Genomic DNA, 22,552 nt, shown 5'->3' with positions numbered 1-22,552 from the left:
ATACCGAGCGGGCCCGGAGCCGGTCGTCGGCAAACGCCTGGTCACGTTCCGGCCGGTGCTCGAAGCAGACCGAGCGCGCATCAGGGGCGCCGGGGAACAGGAGAGAGGGACGTGTCGAGGGCCGTACTGCTGCCACATGCGCCGTCGAGCGTGAGCACCGCGCGCCGACGCCTGTGCTCCGACCTGCGCGACGCGGGACTCCAATCCGCGCGGGTGAATGACGCCGCGCTCGTTCTGAGCGAACTGCTGAGCAACGCCCTGCGCCACGCGTCACCGCTGCCCGACCCCTTCCCTCCCGACTGCATCGAGGCGGCGTGGAGCGTCGGTACAGATGACGGCGACGGCTGGCTGGAGATCGCGGTGACCGACGGCGGGGCCGCGACCCTGCCGCGCATCGCGCGGCCGTCGGCGTCGGCGCTGGGCGGACGAGGCCTGGACATCGTCGCGCACATCGCGGCCAAATGGGGCACCGAGGTCGACGGCGGGGTGACCACGGTGTGGGCGGTGCTGGAGGTCGCGGTGGAGGAGGCGACCGATGGGCCGGTGGTCGACGAACCCGAGACCGCAAGGGCATGACATTCCCCGGATCAGGGGGTTCTAACCGTCGGATCGTGATCGAAGCCACGAAACGCCGCCAACGAGGTGGCCAGCAACCTCCGTGGCCGCTACAGTCACGACTGTGGAGTTGAAGATCTCAAGTCAGTCGCGCGCGGATTACGCGGTGGTCGCCGTGTCCGGCGAGATTGATCTTTACACGGCACCGCAGCTGCACAGCGAGCTGGTCGACGCGCTCGAAGATGGGGCACGCCGCCTCATCATCGACATGTCGCGGGTGGAGTTCTGCGATTCCACCGGGATGAACGTCCTGCTGTCGGCGATGAAGCGCGCGCGGGAGAAGGAGGGCGACCTCGAACTCGTCGCGCCCAAGCCGGCGGTCATGAAAATCCTTGAGGTCACCGGCCTGAACGCTGTCTTCACCCTCAAGGAATCGACCGATTCCCTTCCGATCACCGCCGGAACCAACGCGGCCAAATAGTCCGGTCGGGCGCGAGCGTTCGCACACCCAACCCGCGCCCTGGAACCGAGCGGGAGACGCACCATGAGCGACGGTCCGGCCAGCGGCCACGCGGGTGTCGCGGTCGTCATCGCGGCCAAGGACGAGGAAGAGCGCATCGCGCGGACCGTGCGCGCCGCACGGGAGCTGCGCGACGTCGACCTCGTCGTGGTGGTCGACGACGGTTCGACGGACGCCACCGCCGAGGCCGCGGCCGCGGCCGGTGCCCGGGTTCTGCGGCACAGCCGCAACCGCGGCAAGGGCGCGGCCATGGAGACCGGGGCCGAGGGGGTCCGGCTCATCGAGGAGCACGAGGCCGCCGAGGGCGTCGTCGCACCCCCGCGCCATCTGCTGTTCCTGGACGCCGACCTCGGGGCCAGCGCCGCCGGGGCGGAGCCGCTGATCGACCCGGTGGTTTCCGGCAAGGCCGACATGACGATCGCCCTGTTCCCCGCCACCCGTATGCGGCTGGGCGGGCACGGGTTCGTGGTGCGCCTGGCCCGCGACGGCATCCGCCGGGCCACCGGGTGGGAACCGGAACAGCCGCTCAACGGCCAGCGGTGCGTCACGCGAGCCGCCTTCGAGACGGCCCTGCCGCTGGCGGCCGGATTCGGTGTCGAGACCGGCCTCACCATCGACGTGCTGCACCTGGGATACCGGGTTGTCGAGGTCGAGGTGCCGCTGGAACACCGGGCGACCGGGACCGACCTCCGCGCCCAGCTGCACCGCGCGCGGCAGTTCGCCGATGTGGGGCGCGCGCTCGCCGCACGCGAGCTACGTCCGGCGATGATCCGGCGGATGCGACGCGCCCGGGAGACGGCACGGGTGGCGGCGGCGTCGGTCACCCGAAAATTTCCGGGTAGTAAGGGCGGGAAACGCTAGGAGGATCCCGCGCTCACAGCCTTCTTGCGGTTACGCTCGAACTGTGCTCACTCTCACAATGACCCTGGCTGTTCTCGGCATGCTGACAGGTGTGGGCGGGCTGGGCGTCGGTGGATACGCGCTCATGCGGTCCCGCACCGCGGTCGGTGATTACCACGCACTGCTCCAACGGCAGGTCCCCGATACGGGGGGCACGGACGCGCGGGCCATCCGCGATGTCGCGGTAGTGCGCTATGACGCGCTGGAGGAGATGTCCGGCGCGCGGTCGTTCTCGCTCGCATTGCTGAACGCGGCGGGCGACGGCGTGGTCATCTCCTCGATCAACGGGCGCACCGAGTCCCGCACCTACGCCAAGTCCATTCAGTCCGGGCGCGCGGGCGAGACGCTCTCCCCGGAGGAGTACCGCGCCATCCGCGCCGCCCGACTGGGGCAGGGGCTCGGGCAGGTCACCGTCATGGACGCCCAGCCCGTCTCGCGGATCCCGCCGCTGGAACCGGCGCGTGGCGCCGCCGAGGAAAAACCCCGGAAGGACGCGCCCAAGGCCCGCGAGGCGGTCCCGGACACGGGGCCGGCGGTGCGGCTGCGCGAAGCACCCGATGCCGTGACCTGAGGGCGGTGTCACCTTCAAGCGTGCGCCAGCACCCGCGTTAACTTACGTCACTTTGAGTAACGGGTATAGCCTTAACGCTATGCCGAACCGTTACGCCTATCTCGGACCAGCGGGCACCTTCACCGAGGCCGCGCTGCACGAGTTGCACCCCGGCATGCCCGAGGGCACCTCCGTCGCGTGCACCGGTGTCGACGCCGTGTTCGCGGCGGTCCGGAACGGCGACGTGGACGCGGGCGTGGTGCCGTTGGAGAACTCCGTCGAGGGCGGGGTCACCACCACCATCACCGAACTCGTCAACGGTGCTCCGCTGCTCATCTCCGCTGAGGCCGCGATCCCGGTGCGGTTCACGCTGGCCGCCCGGGAGGGCTCCGCCATCGCCGATGTGAAGCGGATCGCCACCCATCCGCACGCCCTCGCCCAGGTCCGCGGCTGGATCTCGGCCCACCTGCCCGAGGCCGAGACGTTCGCCGTGTCGTCCACCGCGGCGGCGGCCCAGGCCGTGGCCGAACCGGCCGCGCCCTATGACGCGGCCGTGTGCGCCGCCATCGCGGCGGAGCGCTACGGGCTGCGCCCACTCGCCGATGACATTGGCGACTGTTCGGAGGCCGCCACCCGGTTCGTCCAGGTGAGTCGTCCCGGTGCGCTGCCCGCCCCGACGGGCGCCGACCGCACGTCGCTCGTGGCGTTCATCGCCGACGACCACCCCGGCGCCCTCGTCGAGCTGCTCAACCAGTTCGCCCTGCGCGGCGTCAACCTGACCAGGCTGGAATCCCGGCCCACCGGTGACGGCCTGGGCCGGTACTGCTTCTGCATCGACGCCGACGGGCACGTCGCCGACGCCGCCGTCGGTGAGGCCCTGATGGGCCTGCGCCGGGTCTGCCGGGACATCCGCTTCCTCGGCAGCTATCCGCGCGCCGACGAGGGATCGGGGCCCGCCCAGATCGTGCCGGCGAAGGGCACCAGCAACGCCGACTTCCACGACGCCGAACGCTGGCTGGAGCGCATCCGCACAGGCTGCGCGGACTAGGTGTTCTGTCCTGAGAGGCGGGCGGCGCTGTGTCTTCAGGGGGCTGTAAGCGTTGGTCGGGGTCTATAGGCGTCTGAGAGGCCTATACAGGTGTCTATGGGGCTTATAAGTGTCGAGAGGCGTTCTGTCCTGGGGAGGCTGCGTTTCTCCCACTGTTCCGGGACCGCGGTCGCGCTCCAGCCGCGCACGCTTCGCGATGGTCGCGCAGCGGTGGCCCGCCCGAGGTTCGCTGTGTAGCTCCACGCGCTGAGCCGAGCTGGATCGACGTCGTGACCCGTCGTGCGACGCCGCCCCCGTCGGCTGCTCGCCGACCCAGAAGCGTCTGCGAGACGCGGCCTGGGCACGACCGCGCTCGTTCGGCTGGGTGGAGGGGCCGGACGGCGGCTCGCTCGCCGAGGCGCGGTCCCCGCAAGCGCGCCCCGCGGTGTCCGGCTGATCGCTCGGTCGGCGGGGCGGCCCCGCGAGCCGCCCGTGCCTCCGCCGTCGCCCTCCTCGCGGCCGCATTACCGCGCCGGGGTTCCCTTTCCCGAATCGGTTCCGGTGCGGGGCGCGTGGTCGCGAACAGCGTCCGCTCGGCCAAACCGGGTGCGCCCGGTGCGGGCGCACAGGCGGCAGCCGAGGTGCGGGGTCGCGTGGCGCTCCTCTTTCTTCTCAACGCTCATGCCATGCTCCATTCGGGCTCGGCCGTCGGCTCCTCGTCAAGGATGAGGGCGAGTCGGCCGCGCAGCGCCTTCTCCAGTGCGATGTCGTCAGGGGACACGTAGGCCAACCGTCGCAGAGCCGCCACGAGCTCCGCGGTCGTCATCGAAGCGACCGGCTTCATCGGCCACCATTGCGTCATGGTGCTCTCCTTCGTCCGCGTGGGGGACGCGGTCAAGAGGCGTGTGGTGTACACCCGGCGGGCGGGCCGGCCGCGCTGTGCGGCCGGTGGCGAACCGGACGCGGCCCCTCGCACGAGTCCCGTCCGCCACTCGTAAAACGGGCGTCCTCCCGGGTCATGACGCGAGATGCGCGGATTTTTTCCGCGGAATCTCGATCCGCGGTGTGCCCCGCTTGTGTCGAGAGGCTAGGGGAGGGCAGTGACGCTTTTGGCGGGGCGCTGGCCGGGGAATCGGTGTGGCTCCGCCGCGCATCACCGGTAACCTGCTGAACGTGATCGACCTTCGCGCACTTCGAGACGACCCTGACCGCCTTCGCGCCTCGCAGCGGGCTCGCGGGGAAGACGACGCCGTCGTCGACCGGCTGCTCGACCTCGACTCGCGCCGCCGTGCCGCGCTGACCCGCTTCGAGACTCTGCGCGCCGAGCAGAAGAGCGTGGGCAAGTCGGTCTCCAAGGCGTCGCCGGAGGAGCGCGAGGAGCTGCTGACCCGCGCCAAGTCCCTGGCCGTCGAGGTCAAGGAGGCCGAGGCCGAGGCGGACCGGCTCGGCGAGGAACTCGACGCGACCCTGAAGGACGTGCCCAACCTCGTCGAGGAGGGCGCCCCGGAGGGCGGTGTCGACGACTTCACCGTGCTAGAGGAGATCGGCACGCCGCGCGCGTTCGACTTCACCCCGCGTGACCACCTGGAGCTCGGCGAGATGCTCGGCGCCATCGACACCGAACGCGGGGCCAAGGTCTCCGGCGCGCGCTTCTACTTCCTCACCGGCGTCGGCGCCATGCTGGAGCTGGGCCTGCTCAACATGGCCATGCAGCAGGCGGTGGCCAGCGGGTTCACCCCCATGGTCCCGCCGGTGCTGGTGAAGCCGGAGACCATGGAGGGCACCGGGTTCCTCGGCGCCCACGCCGACGAGGTCTACCACCTCCCGGCCGACGACCTCTACCTCGTGGGCACATCCGAGGTCCCGCTCGCCGGCTACCACGCCGGGGAGATCCTGCCCGCCGACGCGCTACCGAACCGCTACATCGGCTGGTCGTCCTGCTTCCGCCGCGAGGCGGGCTCCTATGGGAAGGACACCCGCGGCATCATCCGGGTGCACCAGTTCAACAAGGTCGAGATGTTTGTCTACACCCACCCCGACCAGGCGCACGAGGAGCACAGGCGGCTGCTGGGCTGGGAGCGGGACATGCTCGACAAGCTGGAGCTGCCCTACCGTGTCGTCGACATCGCCGGCGGCGACCTGGGGTCGAGTGCCGCGCGCAAGTTCGACTGCGAGGCGTGGATCCCCACGCAGGGCCGCTACCGCGAGCTGACCTCCACCTCCAACTGCACCGACTTCCAGTCCCGCCGGCTGAACATCCGGTACCGGGACGCCGACGGCAAGCCGCGGTTCGCCGCCACGCTGAACGGCACGCTGGCCACCACCCGCTGGATCGTGGCCATTCTGGAGAACCACCAGCAGGCCGACGGCTCCGTGGTGGTGCCGGAGGCGCTGCGCCCGTTCGTCGGCCGCGAGGTCCTGGAGCCGGTGGGGAAGAAGTAGCGGCGGCGTCGGCCGCCCAGCGGGTGGCCGAACCGACCTGTGACAAGGGCGGGGTGTCAATCGCCGGCGATTGACACCCCGCCCTTATTGCTGTGGAGGCGGCTAGAGGCGGCCTACAGGTAGGGCCCGGATCCCGGCGCGCCCTTGCCCATGGAGTCCTGCCCCGGCTCCTGGCCGTGGGACGGCGCGGCGGGCAAGGCCTTGCGCATGTTCTCCAGCTGGGCGCGGGCCGCCATCTGCTGGGCGAAGAGGGTGGTCTGTATGCCGTGGAACAGGCCTTCCAACCAGCCCACCAGCTGGGCCTGGGCGATCCGCAGCTCGGCCTCGGTCGGCGTCGTCTCGTCGGTGAGGGGGAGGGTGAGCCGCTCCAGCTCCTCGATCAGCTCAGGGGCCAGACCGTCCTCAAGTTCCTTTATCGAGTTGGTGTGGATCTCGCGAAGCCGCGCCCGGCTGGCCTCGTCGAGCGGGGCCGCCTTCACCTCGTCGAGGAGTTGGCGGATCATGCTGCCGATGCGCATGACCTTCGCGGGCTGCTCCACCATGTCCCCGAGGGAGCGCTCTCCGGCCCCTTCCTCCGCGGCGCTCTCGGAGCCGCCCTCGGGGCCGGCCCCCAAGGAGGCGCCGCCCGGGCCGACGACCAGGACATGCGGCTGCTGCTGTTCGTTCACTCCGTCGTTCATTGAACCCTCACCTTGCGGCTGTATCGATTCCCGGCGTTGTCAGGCTGTGAGCACGATCTTGCCGACGTGTGTGCTTGCTTCCATGATGCGGTGTGCGTCGGCGGCCTGTGGCAGCGGAAGCGTCTGATCCAGCACCGGCCGGACGGTGCCGGCCTCCACCAGCGGCCACACCTGCTCGGCGACTCCGGCGACGATCCGGGCCTTCTCTTCGACGGGGCGCGACCGCAGCGTCGTGGCGTGCACAGACAGCCGCTTGACCAGCATCCGGCCGAGGTCGATCTCGGTCTTGCGTCCGCCCATCAGGCCGATGATGACCAGTCGGCCGCCGATGGCCAACGATCGAATATTGGACTCCAGGTAGGAGCCGCCCATGATGTCCAGGATGACGTCGACACCGGAACCGCCCGTCTCGTCCCTGATTCGTGCGGCGAAGTCCTCTTCACGGTAATTGATGCCGACGGCGGCGCCCAATTCCCGGCAGCGGTCGAGCTTGGCCTCGCTCCCGGCGGTGACGATGACGCGCGCGCCCAGGGCGCTGCCCAACTGGACGGCGAACGTGCCGATGCCGCTGCCTCCACCGTGTACCAGCAGCGTCTCCCCCGCGCGCAGACCGGCCACCATGTGGAGGTTGGACCAGACGGTGCAGGCGACCTCCGGGAGGGTCGCGGCCTCGACCAGGGAGACGCCCGACGGGATCGGGAGCAGCTGCCCGACGGGGACAGCTACGCGTTCGGCGTAGCCGCCTCCGGTCAGCAGGGCGCACACTTCATCGCCGACCGACCACCCGGAGTCCTCCGTGCCGGGGCCGAGCGCGGCGATGCTTCCCGAACACTCCAGGCCCGGGTACTCCGAGGCCCCGGGCGGTGGCGGGTAGGTGCCCTGGCGCTGGGCGACATCGGCCCGGTTGACAGCGGTCGCGGTGACGTCGACGAGTACCTCGCCCAGGCCCGGAACCGGGTCCGGAACCTCGCGCCAGGCGAGGACGTCGGCATCGCCCGGCTCGTTGATCACGATGGCATGCATGCCTGAACGCTACCCAGGATGCGGGGGTGCGCGGTGGAGGCCAGGGGGCCGCGTGGGGCCAGTCGCACGGGTGTCCGGGACCCGCCACGAGCCGGACCGAAGTCGGTCAGGACGTGGTGTCCGCGCGGCCGTCTGATGGTTTTATGTTTGTTGACTGAGCTGAAGATAATCGCGAGGCTGGGGGATCGGTCCCCCCGATCCATCCCGAACGAAAGGGGCTCCCGGCTGCGATCGTTCACGCCCCCATAGAAAGCGTCTTGAGGAGAACCGCGGTGGCACACAGAGAACACGACGGTTCGAAGTTCGCGGGTGCGCGTCCGCGAGACGGGGAACGTGACCACGACGCCGCTGCTGAGAACGTCTACGCGGAGCACGGTGAGCAGGCGGATGGTGCGGGGTACGCGTCCCCGGCCGATGACTGGTTCGGTGACGGTGGCTTTCCTCCCCCGCCGCCGTACGCGATCGGGGACATGCCGCCTCCGCCGCCGTACGCGGTAGGCGGGGGAGACGAGGCATCACCGGCTCCGTGGAGCGGGCCGCAGCCTCCACCGGGCCACGGCTGGCCGGGCGGACCGGAACCATCGGGCGACGCGAGCCACTACGCCCAGGAACAGTACGGGAACCAGGGACAGCAGGCGGTCGGGCCGGAGATGGCCCAGCCGCCTGCTGACGCGACGCCGGAATCCGCGCCTGAGCCGTACTGGGGCCAATGGGAGCAGCCGGCGGAGCCACCACACGGACAGGTGCCGGGGCCCGCGCCCGTCCAGGAGCCGCAGCCCCAGCCAGACGCCCAGATCGAAGCGCCGCCCGCGATGCCCATGGGCCACGACCAGGCCCCCGGGGCGCCGCCGGTGTGGCCAGAGGCGAGCCGCGCCCAGGCTGCGGCATGGCCGGAGTCTGCCGCACCGCAGGCACCATCGGAACCCGCACCGTCCCAGACAGCGGGGGAGGGGCCCGAGGTGTACCACCCGCAGGCCCACCACACCCAGGCTGAGCAGCCCGCCCCGAGCCCGATGCCCCAGGAGGACCCGGCCGCGTGGGCGCCGTCTCCTCCTCCGGAGTACGACTGGCGGGATGAGGCGGTCCCTCCGGCGATGCCTGCCCCCGCCGAGGCGGACGACGACCTTCCCGTGGACGCTTCGACAGGGATGCCTGCGGATCCACCCATGCGGGCGCCGGACGAAACGGCGTTCGACGACGTGCCCGAGCCCGAGCAGCTTCCCCCGCTGGAGCAGCCCGCCGCCAAACAGCCGCCCGCGGTCGGCCCGGCGCCCCTCGACACCTCCGCCGAGGCACCTGCTGAGGGGAGCGCCGAGGCGCCCGGCGACGCGCCCGTCGCGTCGCCGGGCGACCCCGCGGCCGAGGAGGTACCACCCGCGCCTCCTCTTCCGTCAGCCGATCCGGTGGAGCAGGCGGGGCATACGCCCGCGCTGCCCCCCGTTGGTGGCCCGCCCGTTCCCGGGGCATCGCCGCGGGGGCCGGCGAGCGGCCCGCAGGTGTCCCCGCATCTGCCCAACGGGCAGTCCACCCCGAACCAGAACGCCCCCGCCTACCCGGAGCAGCCACAGCCCTACCCGCCGTACCCTTCCCCGTACCCGCAGGCGCCCCCGAACCCCCAGCAGCCGGGACCGGGGCCGCGGTACACGGGCCCCCAAACGCCCTACCCGGGGCCGCCGCAGCCCACGGGCCCGCAGCAGGCCGGTCCCCATCAGCAGGGTCCCCAGCAGCAGGGCCCCCACCCTCCTGGTCCGCCCCCGCGGCAGCCCGGCCCCGGCGGCCCCCGGCCGTACCCGGGGCCCCAACCGCCCGCACCCCACCAGCAGGGACCCCACCAGCCGGGACCTCAGCAGCCCGGTCCCCCGCCGGTCGGCCCGCCGCAGGGCTACCCGACGGGCGGCCAGCCGCCGATGGGACCGAACAGCGCCTGGGGACAGCAGCAGGTGAGTCCCGGCCCCGCCGTGCCGCCTTCCACCGGGGGGCACCCCTTCCAGTACCGCGCGCACATCGCGGGGGAGGGTGAGGGCACGCAGGGCTCAAGCGAGACGTCCGACATGCTCGACGCCGACTCGCTCGTGCGCAACCGCTCCAAGTCGTCGGCCAAGGGGTGGCGCAAGGTCGTGCAGTCCGCGACGTTCGGCCTGGTGAACCCCGGCGAATCCGCTAACGAGGTGCGGCGCCGGGAACTCACCGCGCGCGCCACCACGCATGTGGCGGGCGGGCACCACCGCGTGGCGGTGCTCAGCCTCAAGGGCGGGGTCGGCAAGACCACGACGACGGTCGCGCTGGGCTCCATGCTGTCCTCCCTGCGCGGTGACCGCGTCCTGGCCGTGGACGCCAACCCCGACCGCGGCACGCTCTCGGACAAGGTGCGGCTGCAGACGGCCGCGACCATCCGCGACCTGCTGAACGAGCGGGACTCGATCCGGCGCTACGCCGATATCCGCGGGTTCACGTCCCAGGCGGCGAGCCGCCTGGAGATCCTGGCCTCGGACCGGGACCCCGCCGTGTCGGAGGCGTTCAGTGAGGAGGACTACCGCCAGGTCACCCGGATACTGGAGCACTACTACTCGATCTGCCTCACCGACTGCGGCACGGGGCTGCTGCACTCGGCGATGCGCGGCGTCCTGGGCCTGGCCGACCAGGTGGTCCTGGTCAGCTCGGCGTCCGTCGACGGCGCGCGCAGCGCCAGCGCCACCCTCGACTGGCTGGAAGCCCACGAGTACGGCTACCTCGTGCGCGGTGCGGTCGTCGTGCTGTCGATGGTGCGCACGGACGGCAAGAGCACCATCGACCTCGACCGCCTGGAACAGCACTTTTCCACCCGCTGCCGCGCTGTGGTCCGTGTCCCGTGGGACCCCCACCTGGAGGAGGGGGCCGAGGTCGACCTGGATCTCCTCACCCCGGCCACGCGCGACGCCTACCTCCAACTCGCGGCCACGGTCGGCGAGGCCTTCGCCTGGCCCCGTTAGGCGTGGTTCGGGCCCGCTCGTTCACGGCATCCGCCGTGGGGGAAGCGGGCCTACGCGGCGGTCGCGTGACGTGCGGGCTCGCGAAAGACCTGACGCCGGTGCCACTCGATGCGCTCCAGCTCGACGGTGGGAAAACCGGCCTGCGGCGCGATGGCGGGACGCCCGTTGAGTGCCAGCACCAAGTCCTCCGCGCTGCTGGAGCGCCCTACGAACTTCACCGAGACAGTGATCGCGTGCTCGTCGGTCAGCCCGAGCACCCCTTTGTCGAACAGCTTGTGGTGCAGCGAGCACAGGCACAGCCCATTGCCCATCCGGTCGGGCCCGCCAAACGCCCACCACTGCACATGGGCGGCCTCCAAGCCGACGGACGTGCGGTCGAGCCAGCCGTCGTAGCCGCAGAACGCGCATTGGTACTCATAGGCGACGAGCACCCCGTCCCGAAACGCGGGATCCCGCGGCTCCCCTGAGTGCTGCTGAGCCCCCTGCGCCGGGACCTCCACCGCTTCCAGACGCAGCCCGGCGAGCATGCAGATGTCGGCATGCAGCGACGGAGCGAAGTTGGCGTCCAGCAGCGACCGCGCGATCTGCGCAAGCAACTGCGGATCGTCACGTAGCGCGGCGACGAGCTCCGGAGCAAGCCGCCCCCGCGCGTCGCTCTCCCGCAGCCGAGTGACATAGGGCCCGGGTGATCCGCGGTCCTGAGCCGTGTCCACGATCCACAGGCCGTCGTTGGTCAGGTGGTGGAACGGATAGGCGGGCGTCGACCCCGTCGACGGGCCGAACTCATCGAGCAGCCGCTTCAGGTGCTCCTCGGCCGTCCTGTACGGGATGGGCTCATCCCCCCGCGCTTGAAATCGGCCAAGGGCGTACAGGATCAGCAACGGCTTGTGCGGAGCCCGGTACCCGCCACGCGACCATCGCTTGATCCCGGAAATGCGCTCAACCCAATCCACAGCGGGAGTCTACGACCCCTGGTACGCCGGGATCCCAGCGACCACAGCGCCGAGCGACCGGGCCACGCGTCCGATCAGTCCTCGCGGCCCGCGGTACCGTCGACGCGCGGCCGCTGCCCAGGAGAGCAGCCGAACGAGCCAGCGCGATCTGCGCACCAGATCGGCGGCCGCGTCCTCGGACATCTGCCGCTCAAGCACCCCCTGCGGTTGACACGGCTCTCCCGACCGCACGTCGAGCTGCAGAGGGGAGCGACGGACCGCCCTCGACCGGGTCGAGCCCGCGACGCAGCCCCAGTGACAAAAAGCCTCGGCTTCGGGAGCTGGTTGAAGAGCGAGCCGAGGAGTGCCCGAGCGGGAGCGTCGCGGTCAAGCCGAGTACCAGCGCTCCGGCCAGTACCATCCCAGACGCCACCAGCCCCGACTGCCCAGACGGGTTGACTTTTCATCCACCCCGGTGGGGGCACGGCCGGTGGTCAACGCTCGGTCGAGCGGGAGGGGGCACCGCGAGAGATCGCCGCCATGCACTGACCAGTCCCCCATCCGCTGCATGCGTTCGGATACCAGACTGGCGGTGCACCGGTTCGGCGCAGGGCGCCCACGCCTCACGTATCGGCCGCCCAGTTACGCAGGCGCGTAGAACGAGCGACGTCAGTCACGCATGGCCTTGCGGAACGCCTCGGTGGCCTCCTCCTCGGTGGCTCCGAGAAGCCGGACCGCTTCGGCGAACGCCCGGGCAGCGTCGGTCAGCCCGGGGTGGCTGCCGGAGGCAATGATCACCGCTGCTCGCCCGCGGCGGAGTTCGACGAGGCCCTCGTCGCGGAGCTGTTGGTAGCCGCGGAGCACCGTGTGCAGGTTGATCTGGAGCGCGGAGGCCACAGTCCGGGCCGAGGGAAGCTTATCGCCGGGATGCGCGGTCCCCCGGGAAAGCGCGGCCCGGACCGATGCCGCGACCTGGTCGGCGAGAGGCTGGGAGGACGTCGGATCAATCGTGATCAGCATGGTTCCGCTCCCGGTGCAGGTAGCCGTTGACCAGACCGGCCGCCATCTCGGCCTCCCCGGTGGAGAACACGAAGGCCCGACCGTCGGTCAACCGGAGACCGAGGGCTGGCCCCCTTCCGGTAGACGCGCCCCAACCGCGGTCGCTGCCGGAGGGCGGGAAGGACACGGTGGGCGGTGATGTCGGCAACACGTCGGCCTGGCTTATGTGCTGGTAGGGGGTGGTCGAGCGTACGATCCCCGCGATGACGAGCGTGACGCCTCGCTCGTCGATGAGCAGCTGGGCGTACGCCTGCCCGATGTTCAACACACCAACAGCGGCGAAGATCAGCGCCGGGAAGAGTGCCTGGTTGTTTGTGACGCCCACAACCGCCAAGGCGAGACCCACGGCGGCCATGGGCACTCCCATCAGGAGGTTCGCCCGAACCCAGGTCGTGGCGGCGAACATGGCCTTCTGCCGTGGGGCGAGGCGGAGCGCGGGCGCGCCGAGGGGCGGCGCCTCCGTCGCTACCGGGAGCGCCTCGGTCCGGCCGAGCGCCCACGCCAGGGCCGCGACGGCGGCCGCGACCGCGATACCCGGAAGCCAGAACCAGCCGGGTGCTTGTGCCAGTCCGAACCAGCTGATCTCAGCGGGCGCCGGGGCGTCGACCAGCGAGACGACGTGCAGCGTTGCGTACGTGCCGAAAAGAGCGGATATGGCCGCGCTGCTGGTGGCGGTCTGGCGCTGCAGTGCCGCGCTCCGCTGGTAGTTCACCAGGGCTACCAGCGTCGTCGCTCCGATGAGAAACGCCACCAGCAGCGAGACCATGACCGCGCCCTTGAACATCTGTTCGGCGATGCGCGACTGATAGGAGAGGGCGATCGCTGAGGGGATGGTTGCCATTAGGACAACGGGGATCAGGGCCACCAACCAGCGGCGCCCCCGGCCGGAGCGGCCGGTGTCGGGATTCGGGTGCATGGGAAGCCTCCTACTGTTTGCATAGGACTATAACAGTAGGAATTTTGTGCTGTTGTGTAGCGGCCTGCGGGAGCGGCCCCGAAGGTTAGGTGCACCCGAAACACGCTGGGCGTGCCATCCACGGTCCCGCGCGTGTGCCATCCAGCCGAACCACAACCGTTCCGGGCGCGCACGGCCACAACACCGGGATCTTCGCGCGGATTGTCCCCCGGCGGTTGCCAGCCAATCGGCCCTCCGCTGGATCGCACCAGCTCTGTGGCGTTCCTAAGGAATGTCTTGTACCGGCCCCACCCTTCGGCCTCAGCGGTATAGTCCGGCCGGTCGATGCCGCACCGCGCGGCCATGGCTTCAGCATGGTAGCGGTGCTGGAACGGGATGAGCTGCTCACCGACATGAGTCAAGTAGACAACTGGAGCGGGGGCAAGAGCCGTATGACGGAAGACTTTCACGTACGGATCTGTGGGAGCCCGAGGATGGGATCCCCACGGGGTAATCGTGGAGCGGGACGTGCCACGGTTCTAGGCAGTTCATCGGGACGAGTTCACCTCCTTCCCAATGACAACTGCCTATCGACGTCACCGTAGAAATCGATGTCGGTCCACGAGTAGGGGCGCCCCGGAGACATGACCTCCCACGGCTCCGCCTTCAGGACTGGGCGCGCGGTCGCCCTACCCGACGTCGGCGAGGCGCTGGGTGTGCACCTCGAACACCTCATCGCAGGCGTCGCGCACGACGTCGTTGTGAGTGGCGACCACGACCGCACACCCCTCGTCGGCCATCTGGCGCAGCGTGTCGATGACTACGCGCCCGTTGTCCTCGTCCAGCGCCCCGGTCGGCTCGTCGGCCAAGACCAGCGAGGGCCTCTTGACCATGAGGCGGGCCAGGGCGATGCGCTGCTGCTCGCCGCCGGACATGCGGTGGACCTTCTCCCTCTCGCGCCCTGCCAAGCCCACGCGCTCCAGGGCCCGGGCCTGGAGTTGCTGCTCGCGCCCGGCCACGTCCAGGTTCTGCTTGATGGTGGCGTTCTCCATCAACGCGTAGTTCTGGAACAGATAGCCCAGATGGGCGCGGCGGAAGCGGCGGCGTCCCCCTGCACCCAGGCGGGTGAGTCTCTTCCCGCCGTAAAGGATGGCGCCGCCGCTCGGCTGCTCCAGCAGTCCGAGGCAGTTGAGCAGGGTGGTCTTGCCCGAACCCGAGGGCCCCACGAGCGCGAGCATCTGCCCGGCCGGGATTGTGAGGTCGACGTCCCGCCACAGGGTGCGCTCACCGAAAGACTTGGTCAGCTGGACGGTGCGGATCATGCGTGGACTCCTTAAGCCTGGGAAGCGCCTTCGCGGACGATACGGCGGTGGAAGAGGACGAGCGCGCCGATGGTGATCACCAGCGAAATCAGTGCGATCCCGGCTGCATAGAACGGTTCGGCCCCGCTTGTCGTCATCGCTCCCGGCGGTGTGAGTCCCATCGGGTCGTTGGCAGCGGCGAGCTTTGTGATGGTGTTCCATGTGGCCCAGCCCGTGAAGGCCGCCGCTATGACGGCCTCGACGGCCAGCAGCCGCCGGTGCGTGGCCAGGAAGGTCCATCCGCTGATGTGCCGAGCGAAAATGGTCTGGGCGCGGGTACGCACGTGGATGATGCACGCGGCCACTGCGGTCAGCACCAGCACTGCGCCTGCGCCCAGGAGGTTGAATGCCTCGGTCCGCAGCGTGGCCAACGTGGTGGCGTGCTCTTTCAACGCGCTGGTGGTGAGCATCTCGACCATGGAAATGTAGCGGGAGGCGTTCGGGTTCTCCGCGCGGAACTTCTCGACCACCTCGGGGTCGGGGAACACTGTGGCCTGGCTGGTCATGTGGTTGACGTAGGCGGTGTCGGACAGCACCTCGCCGTTGGGCAGGGCGATGATCACCGGGTCACGCATGAGCGGCAGGAATCGGGGCCCGTTGAAGCCGCCCGAGCCGTAGGTGAACAGGGTCTGGCCCTCAGCGGACGGCAGGGCCTCCACGTCGAAGGCTCGGTCGGATCCGCTGTTCACGCCGAGCCAGTTGTCTCTGAGCCCGTTTACCAGCTCGTCGCTGTAGGGCGAGGCTGATTCCGGGACGATGACCCGGATGTTCTCGCCGGACCCGTAGCGCTCCCCAGACGGGGCGAGCACCTCCTGCTCGGCCAGGTAGGTGTCGTTGACGATCAGGATCGGGGCGTCCGGCCCGGGTGGGCGCTTCTCTGTCGGGTCGGCGGGCAGCAGTTCGAAGGGCGAGACGTCGATAGCCAGGACCATGTCCCCGTCGCTGTCGACCTTTCGCAGCCATGGCCCCAGATCCTGGTCGACCGCGTCGGCGTCCGACCAGCCGTAGTTGGCGCTCAAGGCGGGCCGGGAGGTGTCCCCGTACTGCTCGTAGACATCCAGGCCGATCGCCTGCTCGCGGGCGTTCTGCGCCGCGGTGACCAGGCCGGTGGCGATCACCAGGGTCAGTACCAGCACGGGTACGCGCACCAGATAGATGGACGCGGTGCTGCTGCGTACGGGCATGCGCCCTTTGAGAGCGGGCAGGATTTCGGTTGCGTGCACCAAGCCGAGCACGCTGGCATGCACCAGCAGGGAGGGCGCGGCCAGCATTCCCAGGAACGCCCCGGCCAGGGGCAGATAGAAGCCGAGCTGGTTCCACCCGTTGTATAGCCCGAGAGCACTCAGAACGACCGCGGTGGCCGCGGGCAGCACCAGCGTGTACAGGCGGGCGACCTTGGCCAGGTCATGCCGCAGGATCGCCGCATAGGAGTGGCCCTGAAGGCGCATGACCGCGTAGTCGCGCGAGGCCAGCAGGACCCCCGCGCCGACGGCGGTCACGCTGGCCAGCAGTGCCACGGCCGCGAGGTTGAACAGGTGCCCGCCGGTGAAGAAGTGCCACAGCTGGGTGACCTGGGTGCCCGGGGCCTCGTGCAGTCCCTGATCGGCCAGGGCCTCCCGCAGGGCGTTCTCGGCCTCCGGAGGACCGAACACCAGGTAGTGCCCCTTGGGACCCACCTCTCCGAAATCGCCGATGGGGTGGGTCTCGACCGTGAAGCTCCGGCTGAAGGACGGGTAGCCCTCCTCCAGCCAGTTGGCGTACCGGGATTCGGGCTCGGAGACCGCCAGGTACATGTGGGCCCGCGAAGACGGCTCGTGGACGTCCAGGATGGTGTAGCCGATAGCCGCGCCGTACTCGTCGGCGACCTCCTGCACGCTGCGCGCGACCTCGTCATTGTCGTGGATCCCCTCGTCCTGGGTAATCCACACCAGCTCCGCGTCGTCTAGGACGTAGACGGTCTGTTCCGCGGTGGCCGCGAGCAGGAAGGCGATGAGCGCGGCGAAGGCCACGCAGGCGGAGTAGGCGAAGACGAGAATGCGGTTCGGCACAAAGAGTCCTGAAAAACGAAGAGGGGCTCGTCAACGGAATCACATCGACGAGCCCGCTTTACGGATGAAGATCAGCAGCTTTTACGCCAGTAGGTCTGGTTATTACCCAAAGCGCGAATGGTCGTGGCCTCGGACCAGAGATCAGCCTCGGCGTCGTCGCGCACCGTGGTGACGCCTACGGCGGTGGATCCGTGGCAAGTGGAGGGGTGGTAATAGTTCGACCAGACCGGCCCCGACCGCGGGAGGCCGCTGACTCCGTGAATCCATTTACCGCCGCCGACCTTTTCATAGGCCGCAGCAGCACCAGCGGAGCCGACCACAATGCCTGCAACCATAAGCGTGGCCACGGAAATCCGTTTAGCTGACTTCATATATCCTCCTCGGCTCAGCAGGTGTTGCGCCAATAGGTCTGGTTGTTCGTCCACGCCTCAGGGGCGCTGGCCCGGGACGTGAGCCCAGCATCGGCCTCGGCGCGGACCGTCTTGGTGCCCACAGCAGTGGAGCCATGGCAGACGTCACGGTGGTAGTAGTTCGAGTAGACGGTGTCGTTGGAAATGCCGTGGGTCCACTCTCCGCCTCCGGCCTTCTCGAAGGCAGCCATAGCGGCACTTGCAGTTCCGATCGTCAGGCCGACGGCGAGAACGGCGGTCGTTGCAACACGTCTGACAGGGATTTTCATGGGGGGAATCCTCGGCGGGTAATGATACGTGTTCAGCCACAAAGCGCGATCAACGGAACGAAACCATAGCAGTCATCTCTAAAAATTTACAAACATTGCTTACCTGCATTTATGTACCAATTCGGGCTATGGGCGGGTTCGAGATCGCGGCGCCAAACACGATTGTTCTTGCTGGTGGGCGGGGTAAACGGTGCCGGGCAAACGGCTGACGGTCGAGGAACGTGAGGAGTTCGCGATCAGGACCGAACGGAGGGCGGCCGAGGCCGACACCGCCGCGCGACTGGGCCGGGGCCGCACCATGATCTGGCGGTAACGCAGGCACGGCCTTGTCCTGCTCACCCCGCCGGCGCCGGGCGTTTCCCGCCCTGATCGAGGCGGAGCAGCGGGCGCAATCTCACCACAGACGCCCTGGGCAACCCCTCTGAGCGGACACCAGGCGCTCGGCCACCATCACACGCCCAAGTAGCCGAGTATGCGACTTAGGTCAGTTCCCAAAAGAGCCATGTTGGCAACATCCGATGATCCGATATCATTACAACATGCCAGAAGGCAATGCCTCGGCGCGTCCAGAAGTGGTCGTTTCGTCACCTTTTGTCACATGATACGCACTACTAGGCTTCTCGGGGTCATTCACTCGTTAGAGATCCTTGTGTGAATATCGTCCCTCGTATCACAGCCCTCGCAGCCGTGACCGTTACAGCATTCGTTCTGGCGGCCCCTCCCGCCGCCGCGGCCCCTCCCGCCGCCGCGGCCCCTCCGGCGTGCGACGCCGGGCCCTACACCTTCCAAGGGGTCCTGTGCGCCAACGCCAACGGACCGGTCTAGGGCATTTTCGCGGCCTGGCGCAATACCCGCATCGACTACAAGCCCGAAACCTATGAGGGCGTGTGGACGCGCAACGTCGTCGGTATCGAGACCGATTCGCAAACCTCAGCGAGCATTGGCCTGGAAGCCGTCAAAAGCGAAGGCAGCTCGACCTCCTATGGGCCGTTCTGGCAGGAAAGGTCCCGCAGCAAGTTCGAGAGCACCTCGATTACACCGTCTTACGGTGGGCCAGCCAAGCCTGAGGGCATCGCCCACAGCTACATGATGCTCAAGTCCGACCGCGGTCAGTGGGACCTGGTCTATGACTTCAACCCCGTCGGGTCGACAACCGCGCAGCAGGACACCGACCCGCGGACCGTGACAGCACGACTCATCATGGCTTCTGCGCAAACCACCGACGTCGAAAACATCGACAATCGGATCCATTCAGGTTTTCTCACTGACTTTTAGTTGATCTTGAGGTGTTGGAAGCGGGTGAGGACGAGGGCTGCGCGGACGAGGTCGCCGATTTTGCTGGGGCTGAGAGTGGTGAGCTGCAGTGCGGTCCAGCGTTCGGTCAGCAGCGCGAAGCCGCGTTCGCCGAGGCAGCGCAGCGAGCGCTGCCGGGTGTTGTAGGCGCGGTTGTCGACAGCCAGGACGCCGCCGCCGGCGGGCTGCTTGAACGGGACGATGATTCTGTGGCCTGCGCCTTGGTATCCGGGGTCGGCCAAGACGGGCATCGTTTTGGCATAGGGGTACACCGCCGGGAAGACGTGGGTGCGGGCTGCCTCGATGTCCACGACGTGGCCGGGTTCGCCCTCGGAGGTCCAGACCGGCAGGCCGCCGGGCTCGAACAGCGCTTGGACGTTGGCGCCGAAGCCGTGGGTCTTTGGGAATACCATTCGTCGATCGTTTCGCCCTTCACACCGGTCGTCTTGGCGCGGCACCGGTGAGAGTCGAAGATCTTGCCGTCCAGGATCAGGTGGCCCAGGTCGTCGTCGGCCGCGCTGGTCGGGGCCTGCCAGGAGTAGCCCAGGCGCCGCAACAGGCGCCAGATGCCCGACAGGTCGGCGAAGCGGACGCCGAAGTGCAAGATTCAACAATCAGATCAAAGGTCAGTAGAACTCCAGCGGAGGGGCGAGGTCAGTCGGCTCGTCACCAGGGCCTCGATCACTGACCGTGCTCAGGTGCACGCTCGCGCCTCGCATGCGCGCCCGGCGCGTTCCTCGGCCGCTCACGCGTGCTCAACTGAATATTTATACAGTGAGTACATATGAAGTGGGTCATGTTAAGTGTCTGGAGCCTTCACAATCGAAACATGAAAGGGCGTAATTGGCGCGAACTAAACGGCGCCGTTGCCACTCAGGTTGGTTAATGTGTACGGTACTGTGAATCTTCATTCAATCCGTCGGAGGTTGCGCGCTTGCAGGCTCCCGGCTCATCGGGGAGGTAGGTCGGCTTGCAGTCCGCGGCTCCACAGGGCTTTCGAAGCGTGGCCATGAACATGGGGCTCAAGGACATCGATCACGACTTCGCCGTCGTTGTATCCGAGGTGCCTGCCCGATCTGCCGCGGTGTTCACACGCTCGCGCTTCGCGGGCCCGAGTGTGGTGCTCAGCCGTGACGCGGCGCCGCTCCAGTGCAGCCGGGGCGCGGTTGTGCTGTCCCGAAACGCCAATGTGGCGACCGGTCGTGCCGGGTATGAGCACGCCGCTGAAGTACGCCGGAGAGTTGCCGAGGCCGTGGGGATCGCCCCCGAGGAACTCGTGATCGCTTCCACCGGAGTGATCGGCCGTCCGTATCCCATGGAGAGCATCCGGGCCGGGCTATCCAACCTGACCTGGCCGTTCCCTGAGGCGGACTACGCTGCGGCCGCCAAAGCGATCATGACGACCGACACCCGGCACAAACACGTCACCGTCTCCTGTGGTGACGCGACACTCTCCGGCATCGCCAAGGGGGTGGGCATGATCGAGCCGAACATGGCCACCCTGCTGACGTTTTTCTTCACTGATGCGGACATTCCTTCCGATGCACTGGACGCCCTGTTCCGGCGCGTGATGGACAAGACCTTCAACGCGCTCAGCATCGACACCGACACCTCAACGAGTGACACTGCGGCGATCTTCGCCAACGGTATCGCTGGCCCTGTCGATCTGAAGGACTTTGAGCAGGCACTGTACGAGTGCGCCCTCCACCTTGTGCGTGCCATCGCCTCCGATGGCGAGGGCGCGACCAAGCTCATCGAGGTCCACGTCACCGGAGCCCGCGATGACGCTCAAGCCAAGCGAGTCGGCAAGAGCGTCGTCAGCTCCCCTCTCGTCAAGGCAGCGATCCACGGCGCCGACCCGAACTGGGGCAGGATCGCGATGGCCATCGGCAAGCTTCACGACGAGAGCGACATCGAGCCGCGGCGGGTCCGCATCCAGTTCGACGACCTCGTCATGCACCCCGAGGAGCCGAGCGACGCGCTGCTGGCGAAGGCTGCCCAGTACCTCACCGGCGACGAGGCGGTCATTCGCATCGACCTCGGAATCGCTAGCGGAGCGTTCACCGTAATCGGCTGCGATCTGACCGAGGGATACGTGAAGATCAACGCCGATTACACCACCTGAGCCGAGGATTGTCGGCAAACATCACGAGAGGCCAACAGCTTCCGGGCAGTCCCCGCGGACACCTTGGAGGCGCTTCTCGATGCAGCTACTGATCTTTGATTAGGTGGGCGACGGGATCGGATCTGGAGTCAGGTGGGCGGATCTGACGAATCCAGCGAGGGCCTCACTGCGTTTCTGGGCTGAGAGCAGATTAGAACGCATGGCACCTTTTAACTTCCCAAGGCTGCGGTAGGCGCGATTGGCGATACGCCGTTTGAGTTGGGACCACAGCGCCTCGAACGGGGTGAGCTCAGGGGTATAGCGCGGCAGCAGCACCACGGTCAGCTACTCCCGCGCCTCCAGGCGCCCGCGCAGCCATTTTCGTCTTGGGCGAGGGGTGGTTGTCCCACACGAGCACGACTGGCCCGCCGCACAGACACCGGTGCACCCGGAAAGATTCATCCGTGCCTGTCGCGAAGCAGTGCCGTCCCGCATCGCGGTGTACGCCAACCCGGACTGTATGTCCCGCATGTGCGGTTGACAGGCGAGGCGTTCGCCCCGAGCGGGCAGACCGCAGCCGACAGCTACCCGGACTTCAACACGCTTGTCAAGTGCGCCGAGGATTCCGAGGCGGATGCGGTGCACACGCCGGGGGTAAGGTTCCGGTCCGAGAACGCCGACTTCGCCGACGTGCAGGTCACCGGGCTGACCTGGGTCGGTCCGCCCCGGAGGGGATCACCGCCCCGGGGTCAAGGAGCAGCCGCGGCCCATAGCCCAGTAGGTCGGCGCCCCGTTCATGGCCAAGAGCGGGGGGATGACTGCACCTATCTGCTGGAAGGAGCTGTCTTCGGAGGTTGGTGCCGTCTTCCCGCGGGCGGATCTGCGCACACATTAGGTTGGTCGCCCTTGGGGCCCGCTCAGCCCTCCTGGCGCAAGAATGAGTGGCAGCCGACCGGACAGAGCGGCCGCACGCGGCCGCATGGGCAGCAGCACCTTGTGGACCGGGTCTTCTGTCGGGAGAGGCAGCCGTAGCTGGCCGTACTCTCCCGGAGCGCTGGTGTGGGCTGGAGCGGAGGGTGTGGGATTCGAACCCACGAGACCCCGTTAAGGATCTTGTGCTTTTCAAGAGCACTGCACTCGGCCACTATGCGAACCCTCCTGAGGGCAGGGGTACCTGCTCTCCGCGGCCATGCTAGCTCACCGGCGGCGCGTTCGCTGACGCGACCAGGGCGGGGTGCGGAGTGCCCGCAGCTGTGGCCCTCGGAATGGAAACATCCTGTCGTGCTCCTGCGGACTTGGCGGAGGGGAGTTACGTTCTGTGATGGGGCGCTTCGCCTTCACCTGCGCTGACTACGGAAGGTACCCGTTTTGTGGTTGATGGTGGATGGCTAACGGTTATTTCGTGTTTGCGGCCGCTCGTGGTTCCGGTGTCGATCGTGTGTCAGATCAGTCGTGCCTGGTGATGCCGGCGGCTGATTCGGGTAATTGAGTACCCGTACTCATGCGGTCGAAGGG

The 22,552-nt window shown here is 68.4% G+C and carries 23 protein-coding genes, 1 tRNA gene and 1 pseudogene; 12 read left to right on the top strand and 13 right to left on the bottom strand.

Going from position 1 to position 22,552, the window contains the following annotated elements; genetic code table 11:
• Positions 1-111: 111 nt before the first annotated feature.
• The 5 genes from ABD259_RS20625 (at position 112) to pheA (ending at position 3,573) form a co-directional block, all read left to right on the top strand.
• Positions 112-576, top strand: coding sequence for an ATP-binding protein (locus ABD259_RS20625; protein WP_344164650.1), 465 nt, complete (start codon positions 112-114; stop codon positions 574-576).
• A 103-nt stretch (positions 577-679) separates the two neighbouring features.
• Positions 680-1,036 carry an STAS domain-containing protein gene (locus tag ABD259_RS20620; protein WP_193373720.1) on the top strand — a complete coding sequence of 119 codons (357 nt, stop codon included), beginning with the start codon at positions 680-682 and terminating at the stop codon, positions 1,034-1,036.
• A gap of 63 nt (positions 1,037-1,099) precedes the next feature.
• On the top strand, positions 1,100-1,936 hold the full coding sequence (locus tag ABD259_RS20615; RefSeq protein WP_344107897.1) for a glycosyltransferase family 2 protein: 837 nt from the start codon (positions 1,100-1,102) through the stop codon (positions 1,934-1,936).
• A gap of 43 nt (positions 1,937-1,979) precedes the next feature.
• Complete coding sequence (locus tag ABD259_RS20610; RefSeq protein WP_425573551.1) at positions 1,980-2,546, top strand: DUF4446 family protein; 567 nt, start codon at positions 1,980-1,982, stop codon at positions 2,544-2,546.
• 79 nt (positions 2,547-2,625) lie between these two features.
• The gene (gene pheA, locus ABD259_RS20605; protein ID WP_344164647.1) at positions 2,626-3,573 is read left to right on the top strand and encodes a prephenate dehydratase; all 948 of its coding nucleotides are present in this window, start codon (positions 2,626-2,628) and stop codon (positions 3,571-3,573) included.
• A 503-nt stretch (positions 3,574-4,076) separates the two neighbouring features.
• On the opposite strand, the gene ABD259_RS20600 is transcribed toward pheA, so the two are convergent.
• Positions 4,077-4,235 (bottom strand): hypothetical protein, encoded by a 159-nt coding sequence (locus ABD259_RS20600; protein ID WP_344164645.1) that lies wholly within the window; start codon positions 4,233-4,235, stop codon positions 4,077-4,079.
• Complete coding sequence (locus tag ABD259_RS20595) at positions 4,232-4,414, bottom strand: hypothetical protein (RefSeq protein ID WP_344164642.1); 183 nt, start codon at positions 4,412-4,414, stop codon at positions 4,232-4,234. The genes ABD259_RS20600 and ABD259_RS20595 overlap by 4 nt, the downstream gene beginning before the upstream one ends.
• A 311-nt stretch (positions 4,415-4,725) precedes the next feature.
• Between ABD259_RS20595 and serS the strand changes: the two genes are divergently transcribed.
• Positions 4,726-5,994: a serine--tRNA ligase gene (serS, locus tag ABD259_RS20590; RefSeq protein ID WP_344164640.1), complete on the top strand. Its 1,269-nt coding sequence runs from the start codon at positions 4,726-4,728 to the stop codon at positions 5,992-5,994.
• A 113-nt stretch (positions 5,995-6,107) separates the two neighbouring features.
• On the opposite strand, the gene ABD259_RS20585 is transcribed toward serS, so the two are convergent.
• Both ABD259_RS20585 and ABD259_RS20580 read right to left on the bottom strand, forming a co-directional pair.
• Positions 6,108-6,674, bottom strand: a complete 567-nt coding sequence (locus tag ABD259_RS20585) for a bacterial proteasome activator family protein (protein ID WP_344164637.1) — start codon at positions 6,672-6,674, stop codon at positions 6,108-6,110.
• Positions 6,675-6,713: 39 nt separating this feature from the next.
• On the bottom strand, positions 6,714-7,697 hold the full coding sequence (locus tag ABD259_RS20580) for an NAD(P)H-quinone oxidoreductase (protein ID WP_344164634.1): 984 nt from the start codon (positions 7,695-7,697) through the stop codon (positions 6,714-6,716).
• A 1,574-nt stretch (positions 7,698-9,271) separates the two neighbouring features.
• Between ABD259_RS20580 and ABD259_RS20575 the strand changes: the two are divergent.
• Positions 9,272-10,666 (top strand): annotated as a pseudogene (locus ABD259_RS20575) (MinD/ParA family ATP-binding protein); the annotation flags it as partial.
• Positions 10,667-10,716: 50 nt separating this feature from the next.
• On the opposite strand, the gene ABD259_RS20570 reads toward ABD259_RS20575, so the two are convergent.
• The 7 genes from ABD259_RS20570 to ABD259_RS20540 all read right to left on the bottom strand — a co-directional run bounded on the left by ABD259_RS20570 (position 10,717) and on the right by ABD259_RS20540 (position 17,640).
• Complete coding sequence (locus tag ABD259_RS20570; protein WP_344164631.1) at positions 10,717-11,619, bottom strand: phosphorothioated DNA-binding restriction endonuclease; 903 nt, start codon at positions 11,617-11,619, stop codon at positions 10,717-10,719.
• A 648-nt stretch (positions 11,620-12,267) separates the two neighbouring features.
• A complete protein-coding gene (locus ABD259_RS20565) occupies positions 12,268-12,618 on the bottom strand; it encodes a GntR family transcriptional regulator (RefSeq protein WP_344164628.1) in 351 nt (116 codons plus the stop codon).
• On the bottom strand, positions 12,602-13,573 hold the full coding sequence (locus ABD259_RS20560) for a hypothetical protein (RefSeq protein ID WP_344164626.1): 972 nt from the start codon (positions 13,571-13,573) through the stop codon (positions 12,602-12,604). Before ABD259_RS20560 ends, ABD259_RS20565 begins: the two co-directional genes overlap by 17 nt.
• A gap of 668 nt (positions 13,574-14,241) precedes the next feature.
• Positions 14,242-14,874: an ATP-binding cassette domain-containing protein gene (locus ABD259_RS20555; protein ID WP_344164623.1), complete on the bottom strand. Its 633-nt coding sequence runs from the start codon at positions 14,872-14,874 to the stop codon at positions 14,242-14,244.
• Positions 14,875-14,885: 11 nt separating this feature from the next.
• Positions 14,886-16,961 carry a bacteriocin-associated integral membrane family protein gene (locus ABD259_RS20550; RefSeq protein WP_344164620.1) on the bottom strand — a complete coding sequence of 692 codons (2,076 nt, stop codon included), beginning with the start codon at positions 16,959-16,961 and terminating at the stop codon, positions 14,886-14,888.
• Positions 16,962-17,032: 71 nt separating this feature from the next.
• Positions 17,033-17,332: a lactococcin 972 family bacteriocin gene (locus ABD259_RS20545; protein ID WP_344164617.1), complete on the bottom strand. Its 300-nt coding sequence runs from the start codon at positions 17,330-17,332 to the stop codon at positions 17,033-17,035.
• 14 nt (positions 17,333-17,346) lie between these two features.
• A complete protein-coding gene (locus tag ABD259_RS20540; RefSeq protein WP_344164614.1) occupies positions 17,347-17,640 on the bottom strand; it encodes a lactococcin 972 family bacteriocin in 294 nt (97 codons plus the stop codon).
• A 190-nt stretch (positions 17,641-17,830) separates the two neighbouring features.
• Here ABD259_RS20540 and ABD259_RS20535 point away from each other — a divergent pair, with 190 nt between their 5' ends.
• The 3 genes from ABD259_RS20535 (at position 17,831) to ABD259_RS20525 (ending at position 18,915) form a co-directional block, all read left to right on the top strand.
• On the top strand, positions 17,831-17,953 hold the full coding sequence (locus ABD259_RS20535) for a hypothetical protein (RefSeq protein WP_344164611.1): 123 nt from the start codon (positions 17,831-17,833) through the stop codon (positions 17,951-17,953).
• Between the two features lie 374 nt (positions 17,954-18,327).
• The gene (locus tag ABD259_RS20530) at positions 18,328-18,465 is read left to right on the top strand and encodes a hypothetical protein (protein ID WP_344164608.1); all 138 of its coding nucleotides are present in this window, start codon (positions 18,328-18,330) and stop codon (positions 18,463-18,465) included.
• A gap of 60 nt (positions 18,466-18,525) precedes the next feature.
• Positions 18,526-18,915: a hypothetical protein gene (locus tag ABD259_RS20525; RefSeq protein ID WP_344164605.1), complete on the top strand. Its 390-nt coding sequence runs from the start codon at positions 18,526-18,528 to the stop codon at positions 18,913-18,915.
• Here ABD259_RS20525 and ABD259_RS20520 read toward each other — a convergent pair.
• Positions 18,912-19,346: a transposase family protein gene (locus tag ABD259_RS20520; RefSeq protein ID WP_344164602.1), complete on the bottom strand. Its 435-nt coding sequence runs from the start codon at positions 19,344-19,346 to the stop codon at positions 18,912-18,914. The genes ABD259_RS20525 and ABD259_RS20520 overlap by 4 nt on opposite strands.
• A 557-nt stretch (positions 19,347-19,903) precedes the next feature.
• Here ABD259_RS20520 and argJ point away from each other — a divergent pair.
• Both argJ and ABD259_RS25935 read left to right on the top strand, forming a co-directional pair.
• On the top strand, positions 19,904-21,058 hold the full coding sequence (argJ, locus tag ABD259_RS20515; protein ID WP_344164599.1) for a bifunctional glutamate N-acetyltransferase/amino-acid acetyltransferase ArgJ: 1,155 nt from the start codon (positions 19,904-19,906) through the stop codon (positions 21,056-21,058).
• Between the two features lie 510 nt (positions 21,059-21,568).
• Positions 21,569-22,069, top strand: coding sequence for a biotin carboxylase N-terminal domain-containing protein (locus ABD259_RS25935; RefSeq protein ID WP_425573550.1), 501 nt, complete (start codon positions 21,569-21,571; stop codon positions 22,067-22,069).
• A 38-nt stretch (positions 22,070-22,107) separates the two neighbouring features.
• Here the strand turns inward: ABD259_RS25935 and ABD259_RS20510 are convergent.
• A tRNA-Ser gene (locus ABD259_RS20510) sits at positions 22,108-22,196 on the bottom strand.
• Positions 22,197-22,552: the final 356 nt, after the last annotated feature.

It is taken from the genome of Nocardiopsis rhodophaea (assembly GCF_039530945.1).
Taxonomy (GTDB): Bacteria; Actinomycetota; Actinomycetes; order Streptosporangiales; family Streptosporangiaceae; genus Nocardiopsis_C; species Nocardiopsis_C rhodophaea.
Note: the sequence above shows the minus strand (reverse complement) of the source record. Positions and strands in the feature narration are given on the sequence as shown.

Coding starts and splice junctions, on each gene's coding strand:
- ABD259_RS20615 (WP_344107897.1), top strand. CDS start 1,100: ATGAGCGACGGTCCGGCCAGCGGCCACGCGGGTGTCGCGGTCGTCATC.
- pheA (WP_344164647.1), top strand. CDS start 2,626: ATGCCGAACCGTTACGCCTATCTCGGACCAGCGGGCACCTTCACCGAG.
- ABD259_RS20600 (WP_344164645.1), bottom strand. CDS start 4,235: ATGAGCGTTGAGAAGAAAGAGGAGCGCCACGCGACCCCGCACCTCGGC.
- ABD259_RS20595 (WP_344164642.1), bottom strand. CDS start 4,414: ATGACGCAATGGTGGCCGATGAAGCCGGTCGCTTCGATGACGACCGCG.
- ABD259_RS20585 (WP_344164637.1), bottom strand. CDS start 6,674: ATGAACGACGGAGTGAACGAACAGCAGCAGCCGCATGTCCTGGTCGTC.
- ABD259_RS20580 (WP_344164634.1), bottom strand. CDS start 7,697: ATGCATGCCATCGTGATCAACGAGCCGGGCGATGCCGACGTCCTCGCC.
- ABD259_RS20565 (WP_344164628.1), bottom strand. CDS start 12,618: ATGCTGATCACGATTGATCCGACGTCCTCCCAGCCTCTCGCCGACCAG.
- ABD259_RS20560 (WP_344164626.1), bottom strand. CDS start 13,573: ATGCACCCGAATCCCGACACCGGCCGCTCCGGCCGGGGGCGCCGCTGG.
- ABD259_RS20555 (WP_344164623.1), bottom strand. CDS start 14,874: ATGATCCGCACCGTCCAGCTGACCAAGTCTTTCGGTGAGCGCACCCTG.
- ABD259_RS20545 (WP_344164617.1), bottom strand. CDS start 17,332: ATGAAGTCAGCTAAACGGATTTCCGTGGCCACGCTTATGGTTGCAGGC.
- ABD259_RS20540 (WP_344164614.1), bottom strand. CDS start 17,640: ATGAAAATCCCTGTCAGACGTGTTGCAACGACCGCCGTTCTCGCCGTC.
- ABD259_RS20520 (WP_344164602.1), bottom strand. CDS start 19,346: ATGGTATTCCCAAAGACCCACGGCTTCGGCGCCAACGTCCAAGCGCTG.